We start from the raw sequence: 21,345 nt of genomic DNA, 5'->3' as shown, positions 1-21,345 counted from the left end.
AAACATTGAAGGTTTGCTGCTATCTGCAACATTTCCATTAACATCCATTTCCAAAGTCCTTATTCATTAAATTAGCGGATCATTAACTAAGCCCTATTATGAATAAAAAACTACTTCTACCAACCTTACTCCTATTTACCTCTTCTTTTGCTTTTGCGCAAGACAGGAAAGTAATCGACAATATCATCAAAGAAGTAAATGAAAACTCTCAATTAGAGAAACTGGCACATGAACTTTTAGATGTTGTTGGTCCGCGATTAGTGGGCTCTCCGCAAATGAAACAGGCCAACGATTGGGCTGTAAAAAAATATAGCGACTGGGGCATTTCGGCTAAAAACGAAAAGTGGGGCGAATGGGCCGGCTGGGAACGCGGTGTTACACACATTGATTTGATAAGTCCGAGGGTTAGAACGTTAGAAGGTACACAGTTGGCCTGGAGCCCGTCAACCAATGGTAAAAGCATTAATGCAGAAGCGATTATCCTTCCGAAAATTACAGATTCAATATCTTTTCAGAAATGGTTACCCAATGTAAAAGGTAAAATCGTCTTAATTTCCATGAACCAGCTTTCCGGCCGACCAGAAAAAAATTGGGAAGAATTTGCTACAAAGGATCTTTTCGAGAAATTTAAGACAGAAAAAGCCAATGCAGCAAAAGCATGGATGGCCAATCTGGCTAAAACTGGTTTTACAGCAAAAACGCTTCCTATAGCTTTGGAAAGTGCAGGCGCAGCAGCTGTGGTGATCAATAATTGGTCGCAAGGTTTTGGTGTAGATAAGATTTTTGGTGCCAACACCACCAAAGTACCTACTTTAGATTTATCCGTAGAAGATTACGGCCTTGTGTATCGTTTGGCTTTAAATGGCAACAAACCGATGCTTAAAATCGAGTCGGGATCAAAAAAACTGGGAGTTGTACCGACGTTTAACACTATTGCGGAGCTAAAAGGCAAGCAAAAACCGAATGAATATGTAATGCTTTCAGCTCATTTTGATTCATGGGATGGTGCAAGTGGTGCAACGGATAATGGTTCGGGCACCATTTTAATGATGGAAGCCATGCGTATTTTAAAGAAATTTTATCCTAATCCAAAACGAACAATTCTTGTCGGCCATTGGGGTAGTGAAGAACAAGGTTTAAATGGTTCGAGGGCCTTTGTAGAAGATCATCCAGGGATTGTGAACAACCTGCAGGCTTTGTTTAACCAGGATAATGGTACAGGTCGTGTGGTTAACATTGGCGGACAGGGATTTGCCAAATCGAAAGATTACATTACCCGTTGGTTGACAGCAGTACCAGACACGATTAGAAACCAGATCAAAACCAGTTTCCCAGGTACGCCGGGCGCAGGGGGATCAGATTTTGCGTCATTTGTAGCTGCAGGAGCATTGGGTTATTCGCTAAGCTCTACCAGTTGGGATTATGGCACCTATACCTGGCACACCAATCGCGATAGTTATGATAAATTGGTTTTCGACGAAATCAGAAGCAATGTGATCCTGGCCGCCATTATGGTTTATATGGCTTGTGAAGATCCAGAGAAAACTTCAACCGAAAAAGCAACCGATTTACCGGTAAATGAACGTACGGGGAAACCAGCAACATGGCCTGTACAAACAAAATCGAATAGAAGAGGTGGAATGTAAATTAAAATTTTGAATCGTTTTATAAAAGAGCATTTGAAAACAAGTGCTCTTTTTTGTTACCCTCAGTCGTCAGTTCCGGCGGCGTGTAACATAGATGAGAACCACGCAATACTCAACGAAGTTTAAGTTTATTTAGGTGGATTTCCTCATTTAACTGTGCTCTAGAGATGACGACGCTTTTATTGAAATCTGCTCATAATTTGAGCGTCGTCACCCTGAATTTATTTCAGGGTCTTATTGCTGAATAGATGCTGAAATAAATTCAGCATGACGATTGCGCAAAAACATCTACTCCTCTTTCTTCTGAAACTTATAAAATAAATACCCTAAAAAAGGTAAAATCAGCACACTCCCCAATAAAAGCGCCAAACCTAAACTGTAAATGGTTTTTTCAGGTCCGATCGTTTCAAGAAGTGATATAGCATCTCCGCTTTTTAAACGGATAAAATTTGGAAAGTGGGCATAACTGATCGCCAAAAGGATCATCGTTACCTGGAAGCCTGCTAAAACGCGTAAAACTTTGGTTTTGCCTTTGATTAATAGGTACCAAAGAAGCACGAGTGATAAACTGGCCAAAATAATGGCCAATAGCCCTACATTGCTTTTAAAAACCCAATCAATCAATGGAATTCTATCCCGTTGTGCGGCAATAAATACCATTGCACCAAAAACAACCGCTGCCACATTCATAAACATCGCCTTTTTAATAAACCGACGTTTGTCATGAGCTTCAGTTGTTTCGCCGATGAGATAAATGGCTGCCAGGAATCCACAGAGTGAAACCGTAAAAAACCCCACAGCGACCGAAAACCAGTTTAACCAGCCTGAAATATAGGCCGTATAAAAATCGGTCGCCTGCGCATCGATATGTCCAGAGATCAGACTTCCTGCAATGATGCCCAAAAACAAAGCGGTTAAAAAACTGGAATATCGGAATATTCGGTTGTACAACCATTGCATATCATCTTTCACAGCATCATAATGGCGAAATACAAAGGCGGTACCACGCGCTATAATACCAATAAGCATAATGGCTAATGGGATATGCAGGTAAACCGACATAGTGGTATAAATAAAAGGAAAACCGACAAAGAGGATCACAATCGCGATGATCAACCACATATGATTCGCTTCCCACACCGGACCAATAGCATGATACATGGTTTTACGTGTTCTACTCCTATTTTTTGTGGAGGTAAACAGTTCGATAATCCCCGCGCCAAAATCAGCCCCACCCAATAAAAAGTAAAGCAGAATAGCCATGCATAAAAATGTAATTACTACTTCTTTCATATTTTATATGATTACACCGATGATTTAATTACACAGATCATCAATTCATTTTGCAATTAATGGTTATCGACATTAGGCTTACTATACAGTACAGGCACCATCTTAATCTGCCGGTAAAGCAAAAACGTTACAATGATACTTAGCGATACGTAAATGGCAGAGAAGATATAAAAGGAATACGAAATACCTGGCATAGGCGTTACCGCATCCTTAGTACGCATTACACCATAAATAATCCAGGGCTGCCTTCCCACCTCTGTAACTACCCAACCAGCCTCTAAAGCGAGGTAGCCTAAAGGAATGGCAAAAACAAACAGTTTTAGCAACCAACGTTTTTTGGTTAATGGTTTCTTTTTAAAAAGAATGAAGAAGTAAATTAATGATATTAAAAGTAGCAATGTACCGATCCCGACCATTATCTGGAAAGCATTATGTGTAATGGCTACCGGCGGGCGTTCATTTTCAGGAATCTGATCCAAGCCTTTAACTTCAGCTTTGAAATCGCCATGTGCCAAAAAGCTTAATGCACCCGGAATTTTGATTGCGCCGGTTACGGTTTTATCTTTTTCGTTTACTATACCACCGATTAATAACGGGGCAGGTTTTTCGGTTTTGTACAAGGCTTCCATTGCGGCCAGTTTTGAAGGTTGACGTTTGGCAACGTCTTTTGCAGAAATATCTCCACTTATTGGCTGTAACAAGGCAGCAATGCAGGCAAATACAGCTGCTATTTTAAAGGCTTTTAAATGAAAATATGCATTTCTGTTCCTTAAGATCATCAAAGCGTGTACGCCTGCCACCGCAAAACCTGTTGCGGTAAATGCCGCTAAACACATGTGCAAAGCCTGACTGAACCAAGCCTTATTGAACATGGCCTGTATAGGATCGATGTTGAGGTATTGTCCGTTTACAAAGTCAAATCCTGCCGGACTGTTCATCCACGCATTGGCGGCAACCACTAAAATACCCGACGCCAAACCACTCACCCCTACTACCATGCCTGTAAACCAATGAAACCACTTATTTAACTTATTCCAGCCATAGAGAAAAAAGCCAAGGGCAATGGCCTCGATAAAAAAGGCTGTTCCCTCAAGTGAAAAAGGCATCCCGAATATCGGTCCGGCATGATCCATAAATTTAGGCCAGAGCAGGCCTAACTCAAAAGATAACATAGTACCCGATACCGCGCCTGTAGCGAAGAATATAGCCACACCTTTACTCCAGGCTTTGGTGAGGTTCTTATAAACCTCATCATTCGTTTTAAGCCATTTATAGTGTGATACAGCCATAAAGAAAGGCATTACCATACCTATACAGGAGAAAATAATGTGGAAGCCTAGCGATAAGGCCATTTGCGAGCGGGCTGCGATAAAATCATCCATGGGCAGTAGATTTTGAATGGTAACAAATATAGTTGTTAATGCTTAAAGCCTATGGTAATTCAGTGACATTGAAAGGATTATTTGAAATATAGAACGTTTATAAATTGAAAATAGATTTGGAAGGCTACATCTGGAGAATATGTAAATTTTTAACAAAATATAGGTAAAGATAATACAGAAAGATCATGTCAGTTCGACCATAAAGTAGTGGAATGATGAAATCTTGAATTATGTTAAAAGATCTCTCCCCGCCTGTACGGGCAGGCCTGTCCGCACAGGCTGGCACTTCGCGTTGCTTCGGTCGAGACGATTTTTACTCAAAATATGAAAATTAAGCTCCCTTCAATTCATCATAAGCAGCGGTTAAGCTTCTTTCAATTCCTTCGCCCTTCCATTCTGGTGCATTTGGGATCGTAGTGGTTTTTAAAATATCTTCCTTACTCTTGCCCGCTTTAATTTCGTTACCCACAAAGGTTAAAAGGTTTTGAAGATAGTTTTGATATGCCTTCACATCAGCCTTGTTTCCAGTTACTTTTTCCGGATCCAAACTATGTCCCCAGATAAATAAGGTATCATTGTCAAACTGGTTTTGTATCTTATCTAAAGCTGTAATCCAGTTACCAATATGGGCACCATTTTCCCTATCAATATATGGAAATTTGCGGTTGAATACCAGATCGCCTACATGTACAATATTGGCATTTTCGAAATGATAAACGGCATCACCATTGGTGTGACCGGAACCATAATAATAAGCTTTTATATTTTCGTCACCTACTTTCGCGCTCCATTTTGTGCCAAAAGTGCTATCAGGCAAAAGCTGTTTATCTAAATTATTTGCTTTCTCTGCCCCTCTTTTTTGGTTTACCAGCGAGTTTTGGTGAGCAACAACTTTTTCGGCCAGTCCTTTAAAAGAAATATTCCCCGCGGTATGATCGCCGTGGTGATGTGTATTAATGAGGTATTTGAAAGGTTTTTCACCCAACTTTTTCAACTCATCAATTACATGAGGTGCCGTGGTCGGGAATTGCGCATCTACTACTACAAAACCGCTGCTTGAATTTAACCAGCCGATGGTTCCACCCTGCTCGGTAAATATACCAACGTTATTACGAAGTGGCTTAAAATCATAAGCGCGCAATAATTCTTGCTGCGCAAAAACATCGGTTTTATAAACTGAAAGCAAGGCCATAGCAAGCGCCGAATTTTTAATAAAGTTTCTTCTTTCCATTTTTGGGATTAAGCTAAAAAACCACAGCAAATGCTGTGGTTTAAATTTAATGATTTAAATGCTGAAATAAGACAATTATATACCTGCGCCTGGCGTAGTACCTGGTTCATGCCCTGGACCAAATGAATTATTCTTACGGTCTTTATCTTTGTTAAACAGATTGGTAGTAACTTTCGATGATTTATTTTCATCTAAATTTCTATCCTCTTTAATATCTTCTGCTGTTTTATCCAGTAAATCGTTCTCAACAACTTTACCTTGTTCTTTATTCGTTTCCATAGTATTTGCAATTTGATATACAATAGGAACAATCGAAAAATAAGATTGTTTTTAATAGTTGTTTTTGGAATGACTTTCGGCGATTAAATGTTTGCTAGCTCACCAAGCACTAATGATGTTACGGTTAGTGAGGCACCAACCAAAAAATGTAAATGAAGTACACATTTAAAACATTGCCCCGGGTAATTTTCCCAATTCATGAATATCCCCGAAAGAATGGAACTTCCTTTTATGGATTTTATTGAAATGGTTTGATGATTCGAATGAAAAAGGATTAAGGATAAACTTGTAAATGTGTTTCCTTTTTTCATTTAACTTCTGTCCGGATTTAGCATTTTCCTGATGCTGATTGTTGCGATTTGTTTCCATGATGATATAAATTATTGAAAACCTGGCGGCTTTCAGGGTTAACAATTTTAATACCTGATAAAAAGCATTTTAAAATTTGCATAACCTTATACCATGGGGTGTTTGATAAGGTTTCGTACTGGAACAACAGGTTAAATGGCGTGGATTGCCTTATGTAACGTTTAACTAAATATAGGCTTAATTTTTAAGTTTTGCAAGTTATTTTTAGTGCTCCGATTTAGTTAATTACATTTTTTCCTAAATCATCTTTTTTGGAAAGCAATTACAGTATTACTTATTTCAATACAGTCCTGCTCTTCACTTTACTACACTATGCTTCGTGTCCGTTCCGATCAGGTTTAGGTGGCACGGCCAGGAATACTATTTGGGGTTGCCGGGAGCAGAGAATTTATCTGTAAGAAAAAATATCCTCTTTGTACCATACAGCCATAAATAGCAGCACTGGCATAATAAGCTAGACCTCATTGAAGCAGAAAACCCGGAGTGCCGATTTTTGATCGGCATGAGGATTTGGAGCGTAAAGCAGGACAAACATTAAAATAAAATGCCGCACCTGCTTTCCTAAAAACTCTTATAAATTACTCCTAACAAAAAAGTCTGGACTTACACCAAGACTTTAATCTCAAATTTGGTGACTTACCTTAGGATGAGGAGTAAATAGAAATAATATGGTTGGTGATTCACCAACCAAGGAAAAGTATTTTATGCTAAAGCATTTTGTTTCACTACCATTTTAACTTTTTCAATCACGTAATCCAAATCCCCTTTTGTAGTGTATTTACTGAATGAAAAACGCACTGAAGGACGGTTTGGATCGGCCTTAATACCATTTAAAACATGCGACCCAATGTTCGAACCTGAAGAACAGGCACTACCGCCAGAAGCGCAGATTCCATTGATATCCAAATTGAACAATAACATATCGGCCATGTCCATCTCTGGGAAAGAAACATTTAATACCGTGTAAAGACTTTTATCTGCATCGGTTTCGCCATTAAAAGCAATTCCAGGGATTTCACTAATTAACTGTGTTTTTAGATAATCTTTAAGTCCCTGAATATAGGACTGATGCTGCTCCATTTCTGCATAAGCAATTTCTAAGGCCTTGGCTAGGCCAACAATTCCGTATACATTTTCGGTACCGCCACGCATGTTGCGCTCTTGTGCACCGCCATAAATCATAGGTGGAATTTTAATATTGCTATTTACATATAAAAAACCAACGCCTTTAGGTCCGTGCAGCTTATGCGCAGCACACACAATAAAATGTGCTTTAAGCTCGCGTACGTTATGCGGATAATGGCCCATGGTCTGAACAGTATCAGCATGGTAAATGGCATTATATTTCTCGCAGATATCGCCAACTTTAACCATATCGGTTAATGTACCCAATTCATTATTGGCATGCATCAAGGAAACAAAAGTGCGTTCGTTATTTTGAAGCAGTTCTTCTAAATGGTTGTAATCTATATTGCCTTTTTCGTCAATATTAACGAAACTTAACTTATCAATCTCACCATTTTTAAGCATTGTATTTAAAGTATGCTCAACGGCATGGTGTTCTATTTTTGAAGTGATGGCATGTTTAATACCATAGGCTGAAATGCCGCAGCGAATGGCGGTATTATCGGCCTCCGTACCACCAGATGTGAAAAATATTTCAGATGGAGACGCATTTAACAGACCAGCAACCGTTTTACGGGCCTTCTCAACCAATGTTCTCACCTCGCGGCCAAGTGCATGAATGGCAGATGGATTACCAAAATAGTTTTCCATCACGTTTGTCATTTCCGCGATTACTGACTTGTCTAAAGGCGTTGTGGCCGCATTATCTAAATAGACCCTTTTCATTTTATGAGTATTAAAAAGTTAGTTTTGCAAAGCAGCCTGGTAAAGGGCAGCCTTGTTTTAAATGTTCGCGATTTAAACATTTTGTCAAATCCTGAACAGGTATTTTTGATCCCAGAATCCGTTTTAGAGATTAAAGGTGTAATATTTCTTTAATATCAGAAATAATTTTGTTTGCCAAATTTTCAGCAATGGTTTCATTTTCTGCCTCGCTGTAAATCCTGATGATGGGTTCAGTATTAGAGCGGCGCAAATGTACCCAAGTTTTATCAAATTCTATCTTCAAACCATCAATGGTGCTGTAGGGTTGATTTTTATACTTCTCTTCTACCTGTTTTAACAAATGATCGATATCCATTTCCGGAGTAAGGGTAATCTTATTTTTAGAGATGTGGTATTGAGGATAGCTGCCCCTAAGTACCGAAATAGATTTTCCAAATTTAGCTAAATGCGTTAAAAACAAAGCAATACCCACTAAGGCGTCCCTACCGTAATGCGATTCAGGGTAGATGATCCCACCGTTTCCTTCTCCACCGATAATGGCATTGGTAGCTTTCATTTTATTTACAACATTTACTTCGCCCACAGCCGAAGCATTGTATGCTGCACCTGCTTTTTCAGTTACATCGCGTAAAGCACGGGTTGATGAAAGATTTGAAACTGTATTTCCTGGTGTGTTTTTTAACACATAATCAGCTACTGCTACCAACGTATACTCTTCGCCAAACATGCTGCCATCTTCATTCACAAAACATAAACGATCAACATCAGGATCTACTACAATACCCAAATCAGCATTTTGTTTCTGAACTTCTTTCGATATTTCTGTTAGGTTTTCTGGCAGTGGCTCAGGATTATGCGGGAAGTGCCCGTCTGGCGTGCAATATAATTCTATTACTTTATTTACACCTAGTGCTTTTAATAAAGCCGGGACAAAAATACCGCCGGTAGAATTTACACAGTCAATTACCACTTTAAAATCAGCCTTTTTAATCGCTTCAATATCAACCAATGGTAAGGCCAAAACCTTATCAATGTGTTTTTGCAGGTAAGTATCATTTTTGATTACTTTCCCTAGCTTATCTACCTCTGCAAAATCAAAATCGGCACTTTCTGCTAAATCCAATACTTCTTTACCATCAGCATCATTAATAAATTCTCCACTTGCATTTAATAACTTTAAGGCATTCCATTGCTTAGGGTTATGGCTGGCGGTTAAAATTATTCCACCTCCGGCATTTTCATCAGGAACCGCTACTTCAACAGTTGGTGTGGTTGATAAGCCTAAATCGATGACTTCAATACCTAAACCCTGTAGTGTTCCAATGACCAGGTTATTCACCATTTCTCCGGAAATCCTTGCATCGCGTCCCAAAACTATTCTTTTATTACCTGTTTTGTTTACTACCCAGCTACCGAAAGCAGCAGTAAACTTCACAATATCAAATGGTGTTAAGCCTTTTCCAGCACTTCCGCCAATGGTTCCCCGTATTCCTGAAATCGATTTTATTAGAGTCACTTCTTATAATTTATTAGAGGTCCAAAAATAAGAAAAAAAACAAGATAGCTGTTATTTAACCGAGTTACAGATATTAAATTACATAGTTTTTATATCTACCAATACGATCAGTTTTGTAGAACAGTGTGAAGCGCCGAACCTAAATGGGCGGTTATTCAAATTTGTGATTGATTTTTGATATAATCTTGTCCAGCTTCGATATAAGAAGTTGATTTGCTGCCAATAAAAAAATCAATACATAATATTCTTGCAACATTATTGCATAAAAGTGTATTCTGACTTTACCAATGATTGTAAAACCTTATATTTGCATCTTTTTAAATACAAACGGCTTTTATATGCAGCGCAAGTGGTTTCAATATTGGTTCAATTCGCCATATTATCATATTCTTTATCAACAAAGAAATGATGCTGAAGCTGAATTTTTTATTGATCAGCTTACCGCTTTTTTAAATCCTGAAGCAGGTGTTAAAATGCTTGATATTGCCTGTGGAAAAGGCCGGCATTCGATTTACCTGAATAAAAAAGGTTTTGATGTTACGGGTATAGATTTATCGGAACAAAGCATAAGGTACGCGAAACAATTTGAAAACAGCAAATTACACTTTCTGGTTCACGATATGCGCAAGTTGTTTTACATCAATTATTTCGATGTAGCTTTAAATCTCTTTACCAGTTTTGGTTATTTTGATACAGAAAAAGAACATGTAAATGCACTTAAAACATTTCGCAAATGTTTAACTGCAAAGGGCATTTTGGTGCTGGATTACTTCAATACCGAAAAGATCGTCCGCAATTTGAATTCCTGCGAAACGAAATCACTGGATGGTATCACTTTTCAAATCACCAAAAACGTTGTTGATGGAAAAATTATCAAAAAGATCAATTTCGAGGATAAGCAAAAGGCATATCACTTTGAAGAACGCGTCCAAGCATTTAGTTTTGAAGATTTTGAACGCATGTTGGGCAAATCCGGGATGATTATTGAAAAAACTTTCGGCAATTATGACTTAGCTGATTTTGACAGAAACAATTCAGACCGATTAATTTTAATCTGTAAAAAAGCATGATAGAAAGCATACAGCAGTTTGATGTAGCATTGTTTTTGAAAATCCACCGCGGACTTTCAAATGGCTTTTTTGATTGGCTGATGCCCTTAATGCGCAACCGTTACTTTTGGTCGCCACTTTACCTCTTTATTATTATTTTTTGCATCAAACAGTATAAAAGACAAGGTTATTATATCATCGGCATGGTATTATTTACCTTTGCCATGGGCGATTTAATTGCCTCGAGACTTGTAAAACCCTGGGTATCGCGTGTGAGGCCTTGTAATGATTTAACTTTAGCGAACGATATTATCCACCGTGTACCCTGCGGAAGTGGTTTAAGTTTTCCGTCGGCACACGCTACCAATCATTTTGCCATAGCTGTTTTTTTAATCTGCATTTTTTATAGCAGGTGGAAGCCCATTCTACCTATTGGCCTCTTTTGGGCGTTTATTATCAGTTTTGCGCAGGTATATGTTGGCGTTCATTACCCAGTTGATGTAACCACTGGTGCTTTATTAGGCATAACAATTGGCATGATCTGTTCGAGAATATTTAAAAAATTACAACCTGATTTTTAACCTATGGAAATCTGGAAACTCTGCGTACTCTTTTTCTGTGCCTTTTTAGGCGGAACCGCTATCTTTTTGGTTAAAAGTGATAAATCCAAATTACTTAAACTGATTTTATCTTTCAGCGGGGCCTATTTATTTGCCATCACGGTTTTACATTTAATTCCAGATGCTTACAGCGGACCTGACAAATGGCAGATTGGCATCTTTATCCTGATTGGTTTCTTATTACAGATATTCTTAGAACAGTTTTCTGAAGGTGTAGAACATGGTCATATCCATAAACATCACGATGGTCATGTATTTCCTTTTGGAGTTATGATCAGCTTGTGTTTACATGCTTTTTTAGAAGGAATGCCACTGGCTAAAGAACAGCATAACGAATTGATTTTTGGCATTTCCTTACACCATATTCCTGCTGCCTTTGCATTGGCCAGTATATTGATGCAGAATCATTTTAAAAAAGGCAGCATCATATTTTATCTTATTGTGTTTGCCATTATGGCTCCCCTTGGCTTTTATGTAAGTGTTGGTTTAAGCAATGGAACGATAGGTGGCCTGGATGCCTACTTTAATAAGATTATGGGGATAGTTATCGGTATCTTCCTGCACATCTCTACCACGATCCTATTCGAATCAAGCGCTGATCACAAAATCAATACCCGCAAGATGATAGCCGTTTTGTTGGGGATTGGCGTAGCATTGATCGGCTTTTTTGCCGGGCACTAGTTCAGTTAAGAGTTAGCAGTTAACAGTTGACCATCGGCAGTTTCGCTTAACCGTTTTTAAACGCTTAAATCGTTTATTTAGTTAACATTTATAAAAAACATCCATAAATTTAGATATGGATGAAATTGTAAATGAACCTGCTGTAGCCTACCAAAAAAGGCATTATACTATTGAGGAATACCTGGAGATGGAAAAAGCATCGACGGTGAAACATGAATATTACCAGGGGGAGATATTTGCCATGTCTGGTGCCGGGGAGAATCACAATGAAATTTTCAGTAATGTTTTTGTGGAAATAGGCAACAAGCTAAAAGGCAAGCCTTACAGACCTTACGGAAGTGATAAACGAATGAATATTCCGGAAAACACTTTATTTACTTATCCGGATATTTCCATTTATTGCAATGGTTTAACGCATAGTGATTTTGATGAAGATACTTCCATTTTACCAACTGCGATTATTGAGATCCTTTCGCCTTCAACTAAAAATTACGATAGGAACAAAAAATTTAACCTCTATAAAGATATTCCATCTTTAAAAGAATACATCATGATTGATTCCGAATCTATTTTTGTACAGTCTTATCATATTAATGAAGAAAGAAACTGGTTGTTGACAGAATACAAAGAGATTAGTGATACTTTAACCTTTGTTTCAATGGGGTTTGATATGGCGCTAAGCGATATTTACTATTATGTTCGTTTCTGAAAATGGAACAACAAAACGATAAACAACTGATTACAAAGCATTCCGGTTAACTGCCAACTGAGAACTGTAAACTACTTTACTTTTTTTCTTTCTTCTTGCCGTAACTCCAAGGACAATGTTTGCATTTATTTTTACAGCAATAACCGCGTTTTAAATGGTAAGCTTCCGTAAAAACCATAAATCCATCTTCATTAAAATAAAAATCTTCACCTTCTTTCATTTATGAGCAATTAAAGATCCTGAAACACCCGTCCGACTGGCCGGGCGGAAGTTCAGGATGAGGTGTAACCTATATTTAATGTCAATCTCAGTAATCATAATTACTAGTTAAGAATTTTTACCTCCAATTTATCTTTAAAATAGTCTTTAAGCTGCTTACCATCACCATGTAAAGTCCATACCTGCTTTGGTTTAACTTTTTCGATTGTTTCCAAAATTGCATCCCAATCGGCATGATCAGAAATATAAAGTGAAATTCCGTTTTGCTGCTGCAGGTTTTTCCATCCCGAGGCAAAGGCACGTACAACATTAATGGCCTTATGGTAACTGTGAAATACCATTGGCGGTACAATATAAACCTGATGCTCATGGTTATTTTTCATCACTTTTCTATCGTAAATTTTGTAATCCCCTACCTTAACACCATAATCCTCATAAATTTTTACAAAAGGCATAATACTATGGTGAACCATAACATTCTTCGTAGGACAATGGTCATTAAGCAACTGAACAATTCGCTGGCTTTTACCCAATGCATAAGCACCCAGCATGATATTTGCATGGGTTTCGTTAAGTTTTCTAATCTCGGCTACTGGTGAAGGATGTTTGGTTTCTGGATTAGCAAAAGTACTTTCTGTAATTAAAACATCAGCTTCTACAAATTCAAATGGCTCACAAGTATTGTCTGGCTCAATCTTATAATCACCAGTATAAAGATATTTTATACCCTTATGTTCCATTAATACCTGGGCGGAGCCCAAAATATGTCCGGCAGAATAAAAAGTAATGGTAACCTCTTTTATTCTGAACGCTTCATGATAACTTTTGGTAAAAAAATCAACCGCTGCAAATTTACGGTACCGGTGTTTCATAAAAGTTGCGGTGGCAGCAGTACAGTATACATGCTGACTTCCACCGATGGCATGATCACCATGCGCGTGCGAAACCACTGCCTCTTTAACCGGCTGTTGCGGATCGAGGTAAAAGTCCCCATAAACACAATACAAACCCCTTGGAGTAACAGTAATAAAATCTGCTAGAATCATATTGGAATGAAAGGATTTAAGAATGGTATGATTGGAATAGATAATTAGGCATTGGCAGACTTCAGGGATTCAGCAACCTTTAAAAATTGCTGATGCAAAGCCATTACTTGTTCAATGATAGACTTTTGCTCATCATTTACAATAAAATGATTAGCCAGTTTAGATTTCTCATCATCATTAAGCTGTTTATTTATACGCGCTTTAACCTGTTCTGCCGAAACACCATCACGTTGCATCACTCTTTTTAGCTTCATTTCATAGGGTGCTGTAACCAAAGTGGTGGTATCACACATCTTGTAAGAACCACTTTCAAAAAGCAGTGCAGCCTCTTTAAGTGAGTAAGGTACAGATTTAGGCAGAGTTTCTTCCCAGGCATCAAACGCCCTAAAAACGGCAGGATGAACCAATGCATTTAATTTTGCCAGCGCTTCTTCGTTATTAAAAACAATGCCTACAATATGTTTATTATTCAGTTTTCCATCTTCGAAATAACTTTCTTGTCCGAAGGCAGATTTAATTCCGGCTACCAATACAACATCTTTGCACATGATTTCTTTAGCAACCGTATCAGCATAAAACACTGGAATACCCAATACCTCAAAAACTTTGCAGGCCGTTGTTTTACCGCTGCCTATACCACCTGTTATGCCTACTTTATACATTATTTTTCTACAATGAAATCTATTTTGGAAGGTTTTACGCTAACCAACTTACAATAATCTGGAAATTCGGTTATCTTGACCGTAAACTGATGATGCCCTAAATTTTGCCATTCATCAACATCAATAGTTGCTGTAATAAAACTTTCATCAACCTGATCGTAATTACTCAAAGCAACTAAAAAAGTAACCTTAACTTTCTTAGGATAAAGTTTGATGTTGTTGTAGCTCCGGTTATTCGTGATTTTTAAAGGCACCTCAATGGTTTTTTCCGTGAACTCATCTACAGGAAGTTTAACTTCAACAGACGATGGATAAATACTTACGTTCTTGTGAATGCTGTGCTGTAAAGCCACCCTGGTGGTAATACCGCTCTGTATTTTATCCTGTTTAAGTGTATCGGTTGGCCAAAATGCTATTTTTGAGAGCTCTTCTAAAGGGCCTGCAACCTTTACATATTTAGGATTGAGGATCACATCGCCTGATCGGCCATATTGCTTGGCAAAACCCAATTTATCAATCAATTTTACAGGAACTTTTTTTACCACACGTTTAGTAAAATCGAAATAAAGGGTATCGGGCTTTACTGAAATTACCTTTTGCGTACTTTCCAACTGCCTGTTGATATTAAAAAGCTGATCAGAAAAAACAATAAAATCTTTGGTATTGAGTTGACTCAAACTAACCGAAACAGAAGGGGGATTGATTCTTAAACGGGCAAAAAGCAACTGCCAACCCGTCCCTTCTACCTGTAAATCTATCGTATCAGACTGTAAAGGATAAAAAGCTCTTTTAGTGGGACTATTTTTAAAAACCAATACCGTTTTGGCTACATAAACATACTTATTATTTAATGCCATAAAGAGCCATGCCGCTATAGCCAGTAACAGGCAGGCCAATAGGCTAAACACACGTCTTTTTTCAATCTTCGTTAACGTAATGAAAGGCATAATAAATTAAATATGAGCTGTAAGCCGGAAAAATACTTTTCCAAAATGCATTTAATCAAATGTAATAAAACAAAAACAGTCCCGAAAGTTTTCGGGACTGCACTTAAATTTTATTGATTTATTATGCTTTAGGTGCTGCAGCCGCTTTCGTTGCATCTAACGAAACTGCCGATTTATCGAAACGGATTTTCACCCCACCTTCAACTTCAATTAAAAATGTGGTTTCATTCATATCTGCAATACGGCCGTGAATACCAGCAGTGGTTACGATTTTATCTCCTTTTTTCAATTCTTCAACCAATTTTTTATGGTCTTTAGCTTTTTTAACTTGTGGACGGATCATGAAAAAGTAGAAAACTACCATGATCAGTACCATAGGTACTATGGTAGTTAATGTACTACTTCCACCTGCTGCCTGTAATATTACTGTTGATATCATTTCTTATTTATTTGTTTTTTATGAATTTTGATCGTTGTGGATGATGCTTAAACCACCGAACCGATTTATTTTTTTTCCAGCACCTCTCCTACCAAATGAACGGTACTTATCGTAGGATTTGCATTGGATGTTACCGTTACCACCTTATCTTGCATACCCATTTTGCCTTCGCTATTAAAAACTACACTGATTACCCCCTCTTTACCTGGTAAAATAGGTTCGCCAGGTACCTGCGGAATGGTGCAGCCACAGGTTGCAGTTGCATTGGAAACGATTAGCGGACTCTTCCCCGTATTTTTAAACTTGAAATCATGCTTAACTTTTTCACCCTGTGTTAATTTACCGAAATCGAAAATATCTCGTTCGAAAACGATAACTGGTGCATCTGCTGACGCAACTTTAGCTGTTTTTGATGTATCATTGCCAACGGAACCAGCTGAAGCACTTTCACTGGTTTGATTATTTGCATTGCGACACGCTACAAATGAGAGTGCAGCAATAGCAAGTATAAATGTTTTTTTCATTTCTAATCTTCGATTAATCCGCGTCCGATCTTTTCAATGGTATTGTTTTTCTTAAGATCGCCTAAAATTTTGTCTAAAATACCGTTTATAAATGAATTACTTTTCGGTGTACTGTAATCTTTTGACAGCTCTAAATACTCATTAATGGTTACTTTAACCGGGATAGAAGGAAAGTTTAACAGCTCGCAAATGGCCATTTTCATTAAGATGGTGTCCATTAATGCAATACGTTCCGATTCCCAGTTCTTGGTCCGGTCAGCAATCATTTCCTGGTACTTTGCGTCATTCTGCAAAGTATGTACAAAGAGGTCTTGAACAAACTTGCTATCTTCAACCCAATCAGCACTAATTTCGGTCAGTTTATTTTTGAAAGGATCTTCGGATGTAAAGTTTTTTAAGGTTTTGGCTACCATTCCTTTCATCACTTCGTGATCGACCTGCCAATTAATGAATTTCTCTTCAAAAACCTGAATAATAGCCTGGTTTTTTAAGATGATTTTACGGAAAATGTATTTGATGATATCTTTTGACGATTCTAAACTTTCATTTGGATCGGCCAGATAATCAGCATATTCTTTTGATGCCTTTAAAGAACTGTAAACGGTTTTACGGATTTCAGGATCAAAACCCCAATCAACCTTGTATTTTTTAATTGCAGAAACATATTCTGGATTCTGCTGCAATAAAACGCTAAACTTATTGTGTAGCAATTTCATATTGGGATTAATATCCTCTGCAGTTTTGATAAACTTATTTGCGCGCTCTGCTGCGTCGTTAGCAGTAAATTCGGTAACTTCTACCATTAAAGATAACATCCAGATGTACATTTCGTACACGCTATCGATACTTTGCATTAGGGTCTTTAAATCACCCTTAATGTCTTTTTTGTCTGCCATGTGCCAAGCAAAAATATTTTGCAAAGCTTTGATTCTTAAGTGCCTTCTGTTTAACATGAATGTAAGAACGAGTGTGGTTAGTTAAAACCTGTTTTAATGATTATGATTTAATATGACGATTTAATTTTTTTAATATCTGCAATCCGCTTTTCGGCAATCCGGTTGGCGGCAATGTTTGTTGATATATTTTCCGCTTTACTCAATTTTATTACGCTGCGTGTAGCATCGTAAATATTCTCGGTGAGTTGTACGGTACGTTTTTTACCAAAACCCGTTAATTCCGAATAACAGGAAATTAACCCACCTGCATTGATCAGGTAATCAGGCGCAAATAAAATTCCTTTTTTTAAGAGTAATTCGCTATCCAGAACCTCATCTTTTAACTGGTTATTTGCGGAACCTGCAATAATGGCGAATTTCATTTTTTCGATGGTTCTGTTATTAACGGTAGCACCCATTGCGCATGGGGCATAAACATCAGCATCAGTGGTAAATATTTTATCAGCCTCGATTGGTTTTGCTTTATATTTGCGGGCAACATAAGTTAACTGTTCCTGGTTAATATCGCTGATCAATACTTCAGCGTTTTCTTTTCGCAATAAGGCAACCAGGTGTTCACCAACATTTCCAATCCCTTGAACTACAATGGTTCTTCCGGCAAGCATATCTGTACCAAAAACTTCTTTAACACTTGCTTTGATGCCTAAATATACACCTTGGGCAGTGAAGGGAGCCGGATTACCTGCACCACCAATAGATTCAGGAACGCCGGTAACATAATTGGTTTCCATACGGATATATTCCATATCACGCGTATTGGTGCCCATTTCTTCTGCGGTAATAAATTCGCCATTTAGGTTTTTGATAAACCTGCCATAGCTACGCATTAAAGTTTCAGTTTTGTCTTTTCTGGAATCGCCAATGATTACACCTTTTCCGCCGCCCAGGTTTAAACCCGTTATTGCTGCCTTGTAAGTCATACCGCGGGATAACCGTAGCGCATCTTCTAATGCTTCACTCTCTGTGCTATAACTCCACATGCGTGTTCCACCTAAAGCAGGGCCTAATGTAGTATCGTGTATAGCAATAATTGCTTTTAAACCTGTATCTGGATCATTACAGAAAACCAATTTTTTATGCCCGTAAGCACTTAATTGATCTAAAATTGATGAATCTGACGGAGAATTTGCTGGCATATGAACGTTCGGATAACCTGCTGCAAAATTAAAATAAAAAACCATTATTACACGTATTTAAGAAAACTATGACAAATTAATTTGGTTATCAATGCAATCCGTTCCCATCATCACTCTGCGTACCAAAGATCTATAGTGGAAAAAAGTTATAGCATTCATGCTATTGTTAGAATTTATCACTATCGTTATCACTGCTGTGCAGGCTAATCGCATAGATGCATTTTTATTAGCTTAGATTGTTGGGGTAATCACCACACTTAATAAATGAACTATCTTTCAGTATAATAAACCGCAGGAGAAATACTAGTGTCAAATGGAGACATCCGATATCACGATGATTACGGAACCAAGAAACACAGCTCCTGTAAAATAAACCTGACAGTAATGTAAAGCTCGGCCCTTCAACCGGCTTGACATGAATAGCAGGACTGCAAATACAATGAAAAGCGGAGCCACACATTTCCAAAAACAAATAGCCTGGCACGAATGGCATTTGCACTCATAATGTCATTAATATTTAGAACTCAATTTCAAATGGACAAATAAGTAGAATGAAATAACAAAATTATCTAAGTTTGTACAACATGAAACATCTGAGCCGATTAAACAAATACTTTCTCAAATACAAATGGTGGATTATTCCCGGAAGTATTTTTGTGGTGATTTCTAATATTTTTGGCGTAGTACCCGCACAGGTAATTGGCTATGCTGTTGACTTGATTAGTGAAAATATTCAGCTATTTAACCTGTTTGCCGGTTTCGACCGGCAGGCCATTATTTACGATATATTTAGCAGCAACCTTTTATTTTTTGGTTTGCTGGTTATTGCACTTTATTTATTGCGGGGTCTGTTTTTGTTCTTTATGCGCCAAACCATTATATTAATGTCGCGGCATATAGAGTTCGATATGAAAAACGATATTTACCAACATTACCAGGAGCTGAGCCTGGGCTTTTACCGTAGAAATAATACGGGTGATTTAATGAACAGGGCAACAGAGGATGTGAACAGGGTAAGGATGTATGTTGGCCCGGCGATTATGTACACCATCAATACGTTTGTTTTATCTGTGCTCATTATCTGGTCGATGTTTGATGTAAATTCCAAACTGGCCGTTTATTGCTTGTTGCCCCTCCCTTTTCTGGTGGTGATTATCTATTACGTAAATACCCTGATCTTTAGAAAAAGCGGGAAGATCCAGGAGCGTTTATCAAATCTTTCCAGCTTTGTACAGGAGCGTTTCTCGGGCATCAGGATTATTAAATCATATGTCCGCGAAGATTATACCAGGAATATGTTTGAAATCCAGAGCAATGAATATAAAAAAGATTCGATGAGTTTGGTTAAAGTATCGGCCTTGTTTTACCCTACCATGCTGCTGTTAATTGGATTAAGTACGATTTTAACCATCTATATAGGTGGCATCCAGGTGATGAACGGCAATATTACTGCAGGAAATATCGCCGAATTCATCATTTACATTAACCAGTTAACCTTTCCTGTAACCATGTTGGGCTGGGTTACTTCTTTAATTCAACGGGCAGCTGCATCGCAAAAAAGGATAAACGAGTTTTTAGACATCCCATCAGATATTCAATCCAATGAAACTGGGGAAATTGAACTTAATGGTAATATCAAATTCGATAGTGTAAGTTTTACCTATCCAGATACAGGCATTGAAGCTTTGAAAAATGTGAGTTTTGAAGTTAATAGCGGCGAATTTGCAGCGATTATTGGAAAAACGGGATCGGGAAAATCTACTTTAGCAAATCTTATCATGCGAATGTATGATGTTGAAGATGGAGCAATAAACATCGATGGCAAGAACATAAAAACATTAAATCTAAAAGATTATCGTGGCCAGGTTGGCTTAGTACCACAGGAAGTTTTTCTTTTTTCGGATACCATAAAAAACAATATTGCCTTTGGCTTAGATGAGGTTACGGATGAAGAAGTGCATGCTGCTGCAAAAAATGCTTCGGTTTATACCAATATTATTGATTTTGAAGAAAAATTTGAAACCATGCTTGGCGAGCGTGGGATAACCCTCTCCGGAGGACAAAAACAGCGCGTTTCTATTGCCAGAGCATTGATTAAATCGCCTAAGATCCTGATCTTCGATGATTGTCTTTCGGCTGTTGATACAAAAACAGAGGAGGAAATACTACAAAATCTGGGTAAAATCATGGCTGGAAAAACAAGTATTTTAATTGCCCATAGGATTTCGACCATTAAAAATGCAGACAAAATTCTGGTAATGGATAACGGTAAAATCATTGAACAAGGCACACACAATGAATTACTTAGGCTAAACGGCAGTTATAAGGAGCTTTATAATAACCAACTGTTGGAGGAAGAAACGCGAACTATTTAAATTGTATTAAAATTGTATTTTGAACTTTAAATATTTGCTTTATATTTACCGAAACCAAAAACCAACATCAATACCAACCATGGGAGAATTCGACAACAAGGAAAGAGAAGAAGTTTTTTCAAAGAAAGTAAGAGCAGGAAAGAGAACTTATTTCTTCGACGTGAAGGCTACAAGATCGGGTGATTACTATTTAACAGTTACCGAGAGCAAGAAAAGATTAGAAGACGGTGTATTTGTAAAACATAAAATCTTTTTATATAAAGAAGATTTTGAAAAATTTGCAGAAGGACTAAATGAAACTGTAGATTATATCAAAACTCACCAGGATGTGGTTGAAAAACGTTATGAATATTCTGAAAATGGAGAACATAGCACAAAAACAAGTGACGATTTTACTTTTTAAGTAATATAATTT

General features: G+C 37.7%; 22 protein-coding genes. 7 read left to right on the top strand and 15 right to left on the bottom strand.

The features are described 5' to 3' along the window. The first annotated feature begins 98 nt into the window (after positions 1 to 98). On the top strand, positions 99 to 1,646 hold the full coding sequence (locus PGN18_RS21020; protein ID WP_335321542.1) for a M20/M25/M40 family metallo-hydrolase: 1,548 nt from the start codon (positions 99 to 101) through the stop codon (positions 1,644 to 1,646). A gap of 288 nt (positions 1,647 to 1,934) precedes the next feature. On the opposite strand, the gene PGN18_RS21015 is transcribed toward PGN18_RS21020, so the two are convergent. From PGN18_RS21015 to glmM, 7 genes are all read right to left on the bottom strand, one after another. Continuing rightward, positions 1,935 to 2,939, bottom strand: coding sequence for a cytochrome d ubiquinol oxidase subunit II (locus PGN18_RS21015; RefSeq protein ID WP_335321541.1), 1,005 nt, complete (start codon positions 2,937 to 2,939; stop codon positions 1,935 to 1,937). Between the two features lie 56 nt (positions 2,940 to 2,995). Continuing rightward, positions 2,996 to 4,321 carry a cytochrome ubiquinol oxidase subunit I gene (locus PGN18_RS21010; protein ID WP_335321540.1) on the bottom strand — a complete coding sequence of 442 codons (1,326 nt, stop codon included), beginning with the start codon at positions 4,319 to 4,321 and terminating at the stop codon, positions 2,996 to 2,998. 331 nt (positions 4,322 to 4,652) lie between these two features. Continuing rightward, on the bottom strand, positions 4,653 to 5,552 hold the full coding sequence (locus PGN18_RS21005; RefSeq protein WP_335321539.1) for an MBL fold metallo-hydrolase: 900 nt from the start codon (positions 5,550 to 5,552) through the stop codon (positions 4,653 to 4,655). Between the two features lie 75 nt (positions 5,553 to 5,627). Then, positions 5,628 to 5,831: a hypothetical protein gene (locus tag PGN18_RS21000; protein ID WP_335321538.1), complete on the bottom strand. Its 204-nt coding sequence runs from the start codon at positions 5,829 to 5,831 to the stop codon at positions 5,628 to 5,630. Positions 5,832 to 5,996: 165 nt separating this feature from the next. Further along, complete coding sequence (locus tag PGN18_RS20995) at positions 5,997 to 6,200, bottom strand: hypothetical protein (RefSeq protein ID WP_335321537.1); 204 nt, start codon at positions 6,198 to 6,200, stop codon at positions 5,997 to 5,999. 702 nt (positions 6,201 to 6,902) lie between these two features. Further along, the gene (locus PGN18_RS20990; protein WP_335321536.1) at positions 6,903 to 8,051 is read right to left on the bottom strand and encodes a cysteine desulfurase family protein; all 1,149 of its coding nucleotides are present in this window, start codon (positions 8,049 to 8,051) and stop codon (positions 6,903 to 6,905) included. A 130-nt stretch (positions 8,052 to 8,181) separates the two neighbouring features. After that, positions 8,182 to 9,567 carry a phosphoglucosamine mutase gene (gene glmM / locus PGN18_RS20985; RefSeq protein WP_335321535.1) on the bottom strand — a complete coding sequence of 462 codons (1,386 nt, stop codon included), beginning with the start codon at positions 9,565 to 9,567 and terminating at the stop codon, positions 8,182 to 8,184. A 338-nt stretch (positions 9,568 to 9,905) separates the two neighbouring features. Here glmM and PGN18_RS20980 point away from each other — a divergent pair, with 338 nt between their 5' ends. The 4 genes from PGN18_RS20980 (at position 9,906) to PGN18_RS20965 (ending at position 12,626) form a co-directional block, all read left to right on the top strand. After that, positions 9,906 to 10,637, top strand: a complete 732-nt coding sequence (locus PGN18_RS20980) for a class I SAM-dependent methyltransferase (RefSeq protein ID WP_335321534.1) — start codon at positions 9,906 to 9,908, stop codon at positions 10,635 to 10,637. Then, positions 10,634 to 11,197 carry a phosphatase PAP2 family protein gene (locus PGN18_RS20975; RefSeq protein WP_335321533.1) on the top strand — a complete coding sequence of 188 codons (564 nt, stop codon included), beginning with the start codon at positions 10,634 to 10,636 and terminating at the stop codon, positions 11,195 to 11,197. The genes PGN18_RS20980 and PGN18_RS20975 overlap by 4 nt, the downstream gene beginning before the upstream one ends. Before the next feature lie 3 nt (positions 11,198 to 11,200). Beyond that, positions 11,201 to 11,917, top strand: coding sequence for a ZIP family metal transporter (locus PGN18_RS20970; protein ID WP_335321532.1), 717 nt, complete (start codon positions 11,201 to 11,203; stop codon positions 11,915 to 11,917). A gap of 115 nt (positions 11,918 to 12,032) precedes the next feature. Further along, positions 12,033 to 12,626 carry a Uma2 family endonuclease gene (locus PGN18_RS20965; protein WP_335321531.1) on the top strand — a complete coding sequence of 198 codons (594 nt, stop codon included), beginning with the start codon at positions 12,033 to 12,035 and terminating at the stop codon, positions 12,624 to 12,626. Positions 12,627 to 12,702: 76 nt separating this feature from the next. Here the strand turns inward: PGN18_RS20965 and PGN18_RS20960 are convergent, their stop codons facing one another. From PGN18_RS20960 to PGN18_RS20925, 8 genes are all read right to left on the bottom strand, one after another. Continuing rightward, positions 12,703 to 12,846 (bottom strand): DUF5522 domain-containing protein, encoded by a 144-nt coding sequence (locus PGN18_RS20960; RefSeq protein ID WP_335321530.1) that lies wholly within the window; start codon positions 12,844 to 12,846, stop codon positions 12,703 to 12,705. A gap of 103 nt (positions 12,847 to 12,949) precedes the next feature. Then, on the bottom strand, positions 12,950 to 13,891 hold the full coding sequence (locus PGN18_RS20955; protein ID WP_335321529.1) for an exonuclease: 942 nt from the start codon (positions 13,889 to 13,891) through the stop codon (positions 12,950 to 12,952). A 44-nt stretch (positions 13,892 to 13,935) separates the two neighbouring features. Further along, complete coding sequence (gene coaE / locus PGN18_RS20950) at positions 13,936 to 14,553, bottom strand: dephospho-CoA kinase (protein WP_335321528.1); 618 nt, start codon at positions 14,551 to 14,553, stop codon at positions 13,936 to 13,938. Next, on the bottom strand, positions 14,553 to 15,500 hold the full coding sequence (locus tag PGN18_RS20945) for a YbbR-like domain-containing protein (RefSeq protein ID WP_335321527.1): 948 nt from the start codon (positions 15,498 to 15,500) through the stop codon (positions 14,553 to 14,555). The genes coaE and PGN18_RS20945 overlap by 1 nt, the downstream gene beginning before the upstream one ends. Before the next feature lie 121 nt (positions 15,501 to 15,621). Then, positions 15,622 to 15,939, bottom strand: coding sequence for a preprotein translocase subunit YajC (gene yajC, locus PGN18_RS20940; protein WP_335321526.1), 318 nt, complete (start codon positions 15,937 to 15,939; stop codon positions 15,622 to 15,624). 65 nt (positions 15,940 to 16,004) lie between these two features. Continuing rightward, the gene (locus tag PGN18_RS20935) at positions 16,005 to 16,463 is read right to left on the bottom strand and encodes a DUF1573 domain-containing protein (RefSeq protein WP_335321525.1); all 459 of its coding nucleotides are present in this window, start codon (positions 16,461 to 16,463) and stop codon (positions 16,005 to 16,007) included. A gap of 2 nt (positions 16,464 to 16,465) precedes the next feature. After that, the gene (nusB, locus tag PGN18_RS20930; protein ID WP_335321524.1) at positions 16,466 to 17,416 is read right to left on the bottom strand and encodes a transcription antitermination factor NusB; all 951 of its coding nucleotides are present in this window, start codon (positions 17,414 to 17,416) and stop codon (positions 16,466 to 16,468) included. Between the two features lie 50 nt (positions 17,417 to 17,466). Then, positions 17,467 to 18,555, bottom strand: coding sequence for a Glu/Leu/Phe/Val family dehydrogenase (locus PGN18_RS20925; RefSeq protein WP_335321544.1), 1,089 nt, complete (start codon positions 18,553 to 18,555; stop codon positions 17,467 to 17,469). 584 nt (positions 18,556 to 19,139) lie between these two features. Between PGN18_RS20925 and PGN18_RS20920 the strand changes: the two genes are divergently transcribed. Both PGN18_RS20920 and PGN18_RS20915 read left to right on the top strand, forming a co-directional pair. Continuing rightward, the gene (locus PGN18_RS20920; RefSeq protein ID WP_335321523.1) at positions 19,140 to 20,930 is read left to right on the top strand and encodes an ABC transporter ATP-binding protein; all 1,791 of its coding nucleotides are present in this window, start codon (positions 19,140 to 19,142) and stop codon (positions 20,928 to 20,930) included. Between the two features lie 79 nt (positions 20,931 to 21,009). After that, the gene (locus tag PGN18_RS20915; RefSeq protein ID WP_090987565.1) at positions 21,010 to 21,333 is read left to right on the top strand and encodes a DUF3276 family protein; all 324 of its coding nucleotides are present in this window, start codon (positions 21,010 to 21,012) and stop codon (positions 21,331 to 21,333) included. The last annotated feature ends 12 nt before the right edge of the window (positions 21,334 to 21,345 follow it).

Source organism: Pedobacter terrae (genome assembly GCF_036946585.1).
Taxonomy (GTDB): Bacteria; Bacteroidota; Bacteroidia; order Sphingobacteriales; family Sphingobacteriaceae; genus Pedobacter; species Pedobacter terrae_C.
Note: the sequence above shows the minus strand (reverse complement) of the source record. Positions and strands in the feature narration are given on the sequence as shown.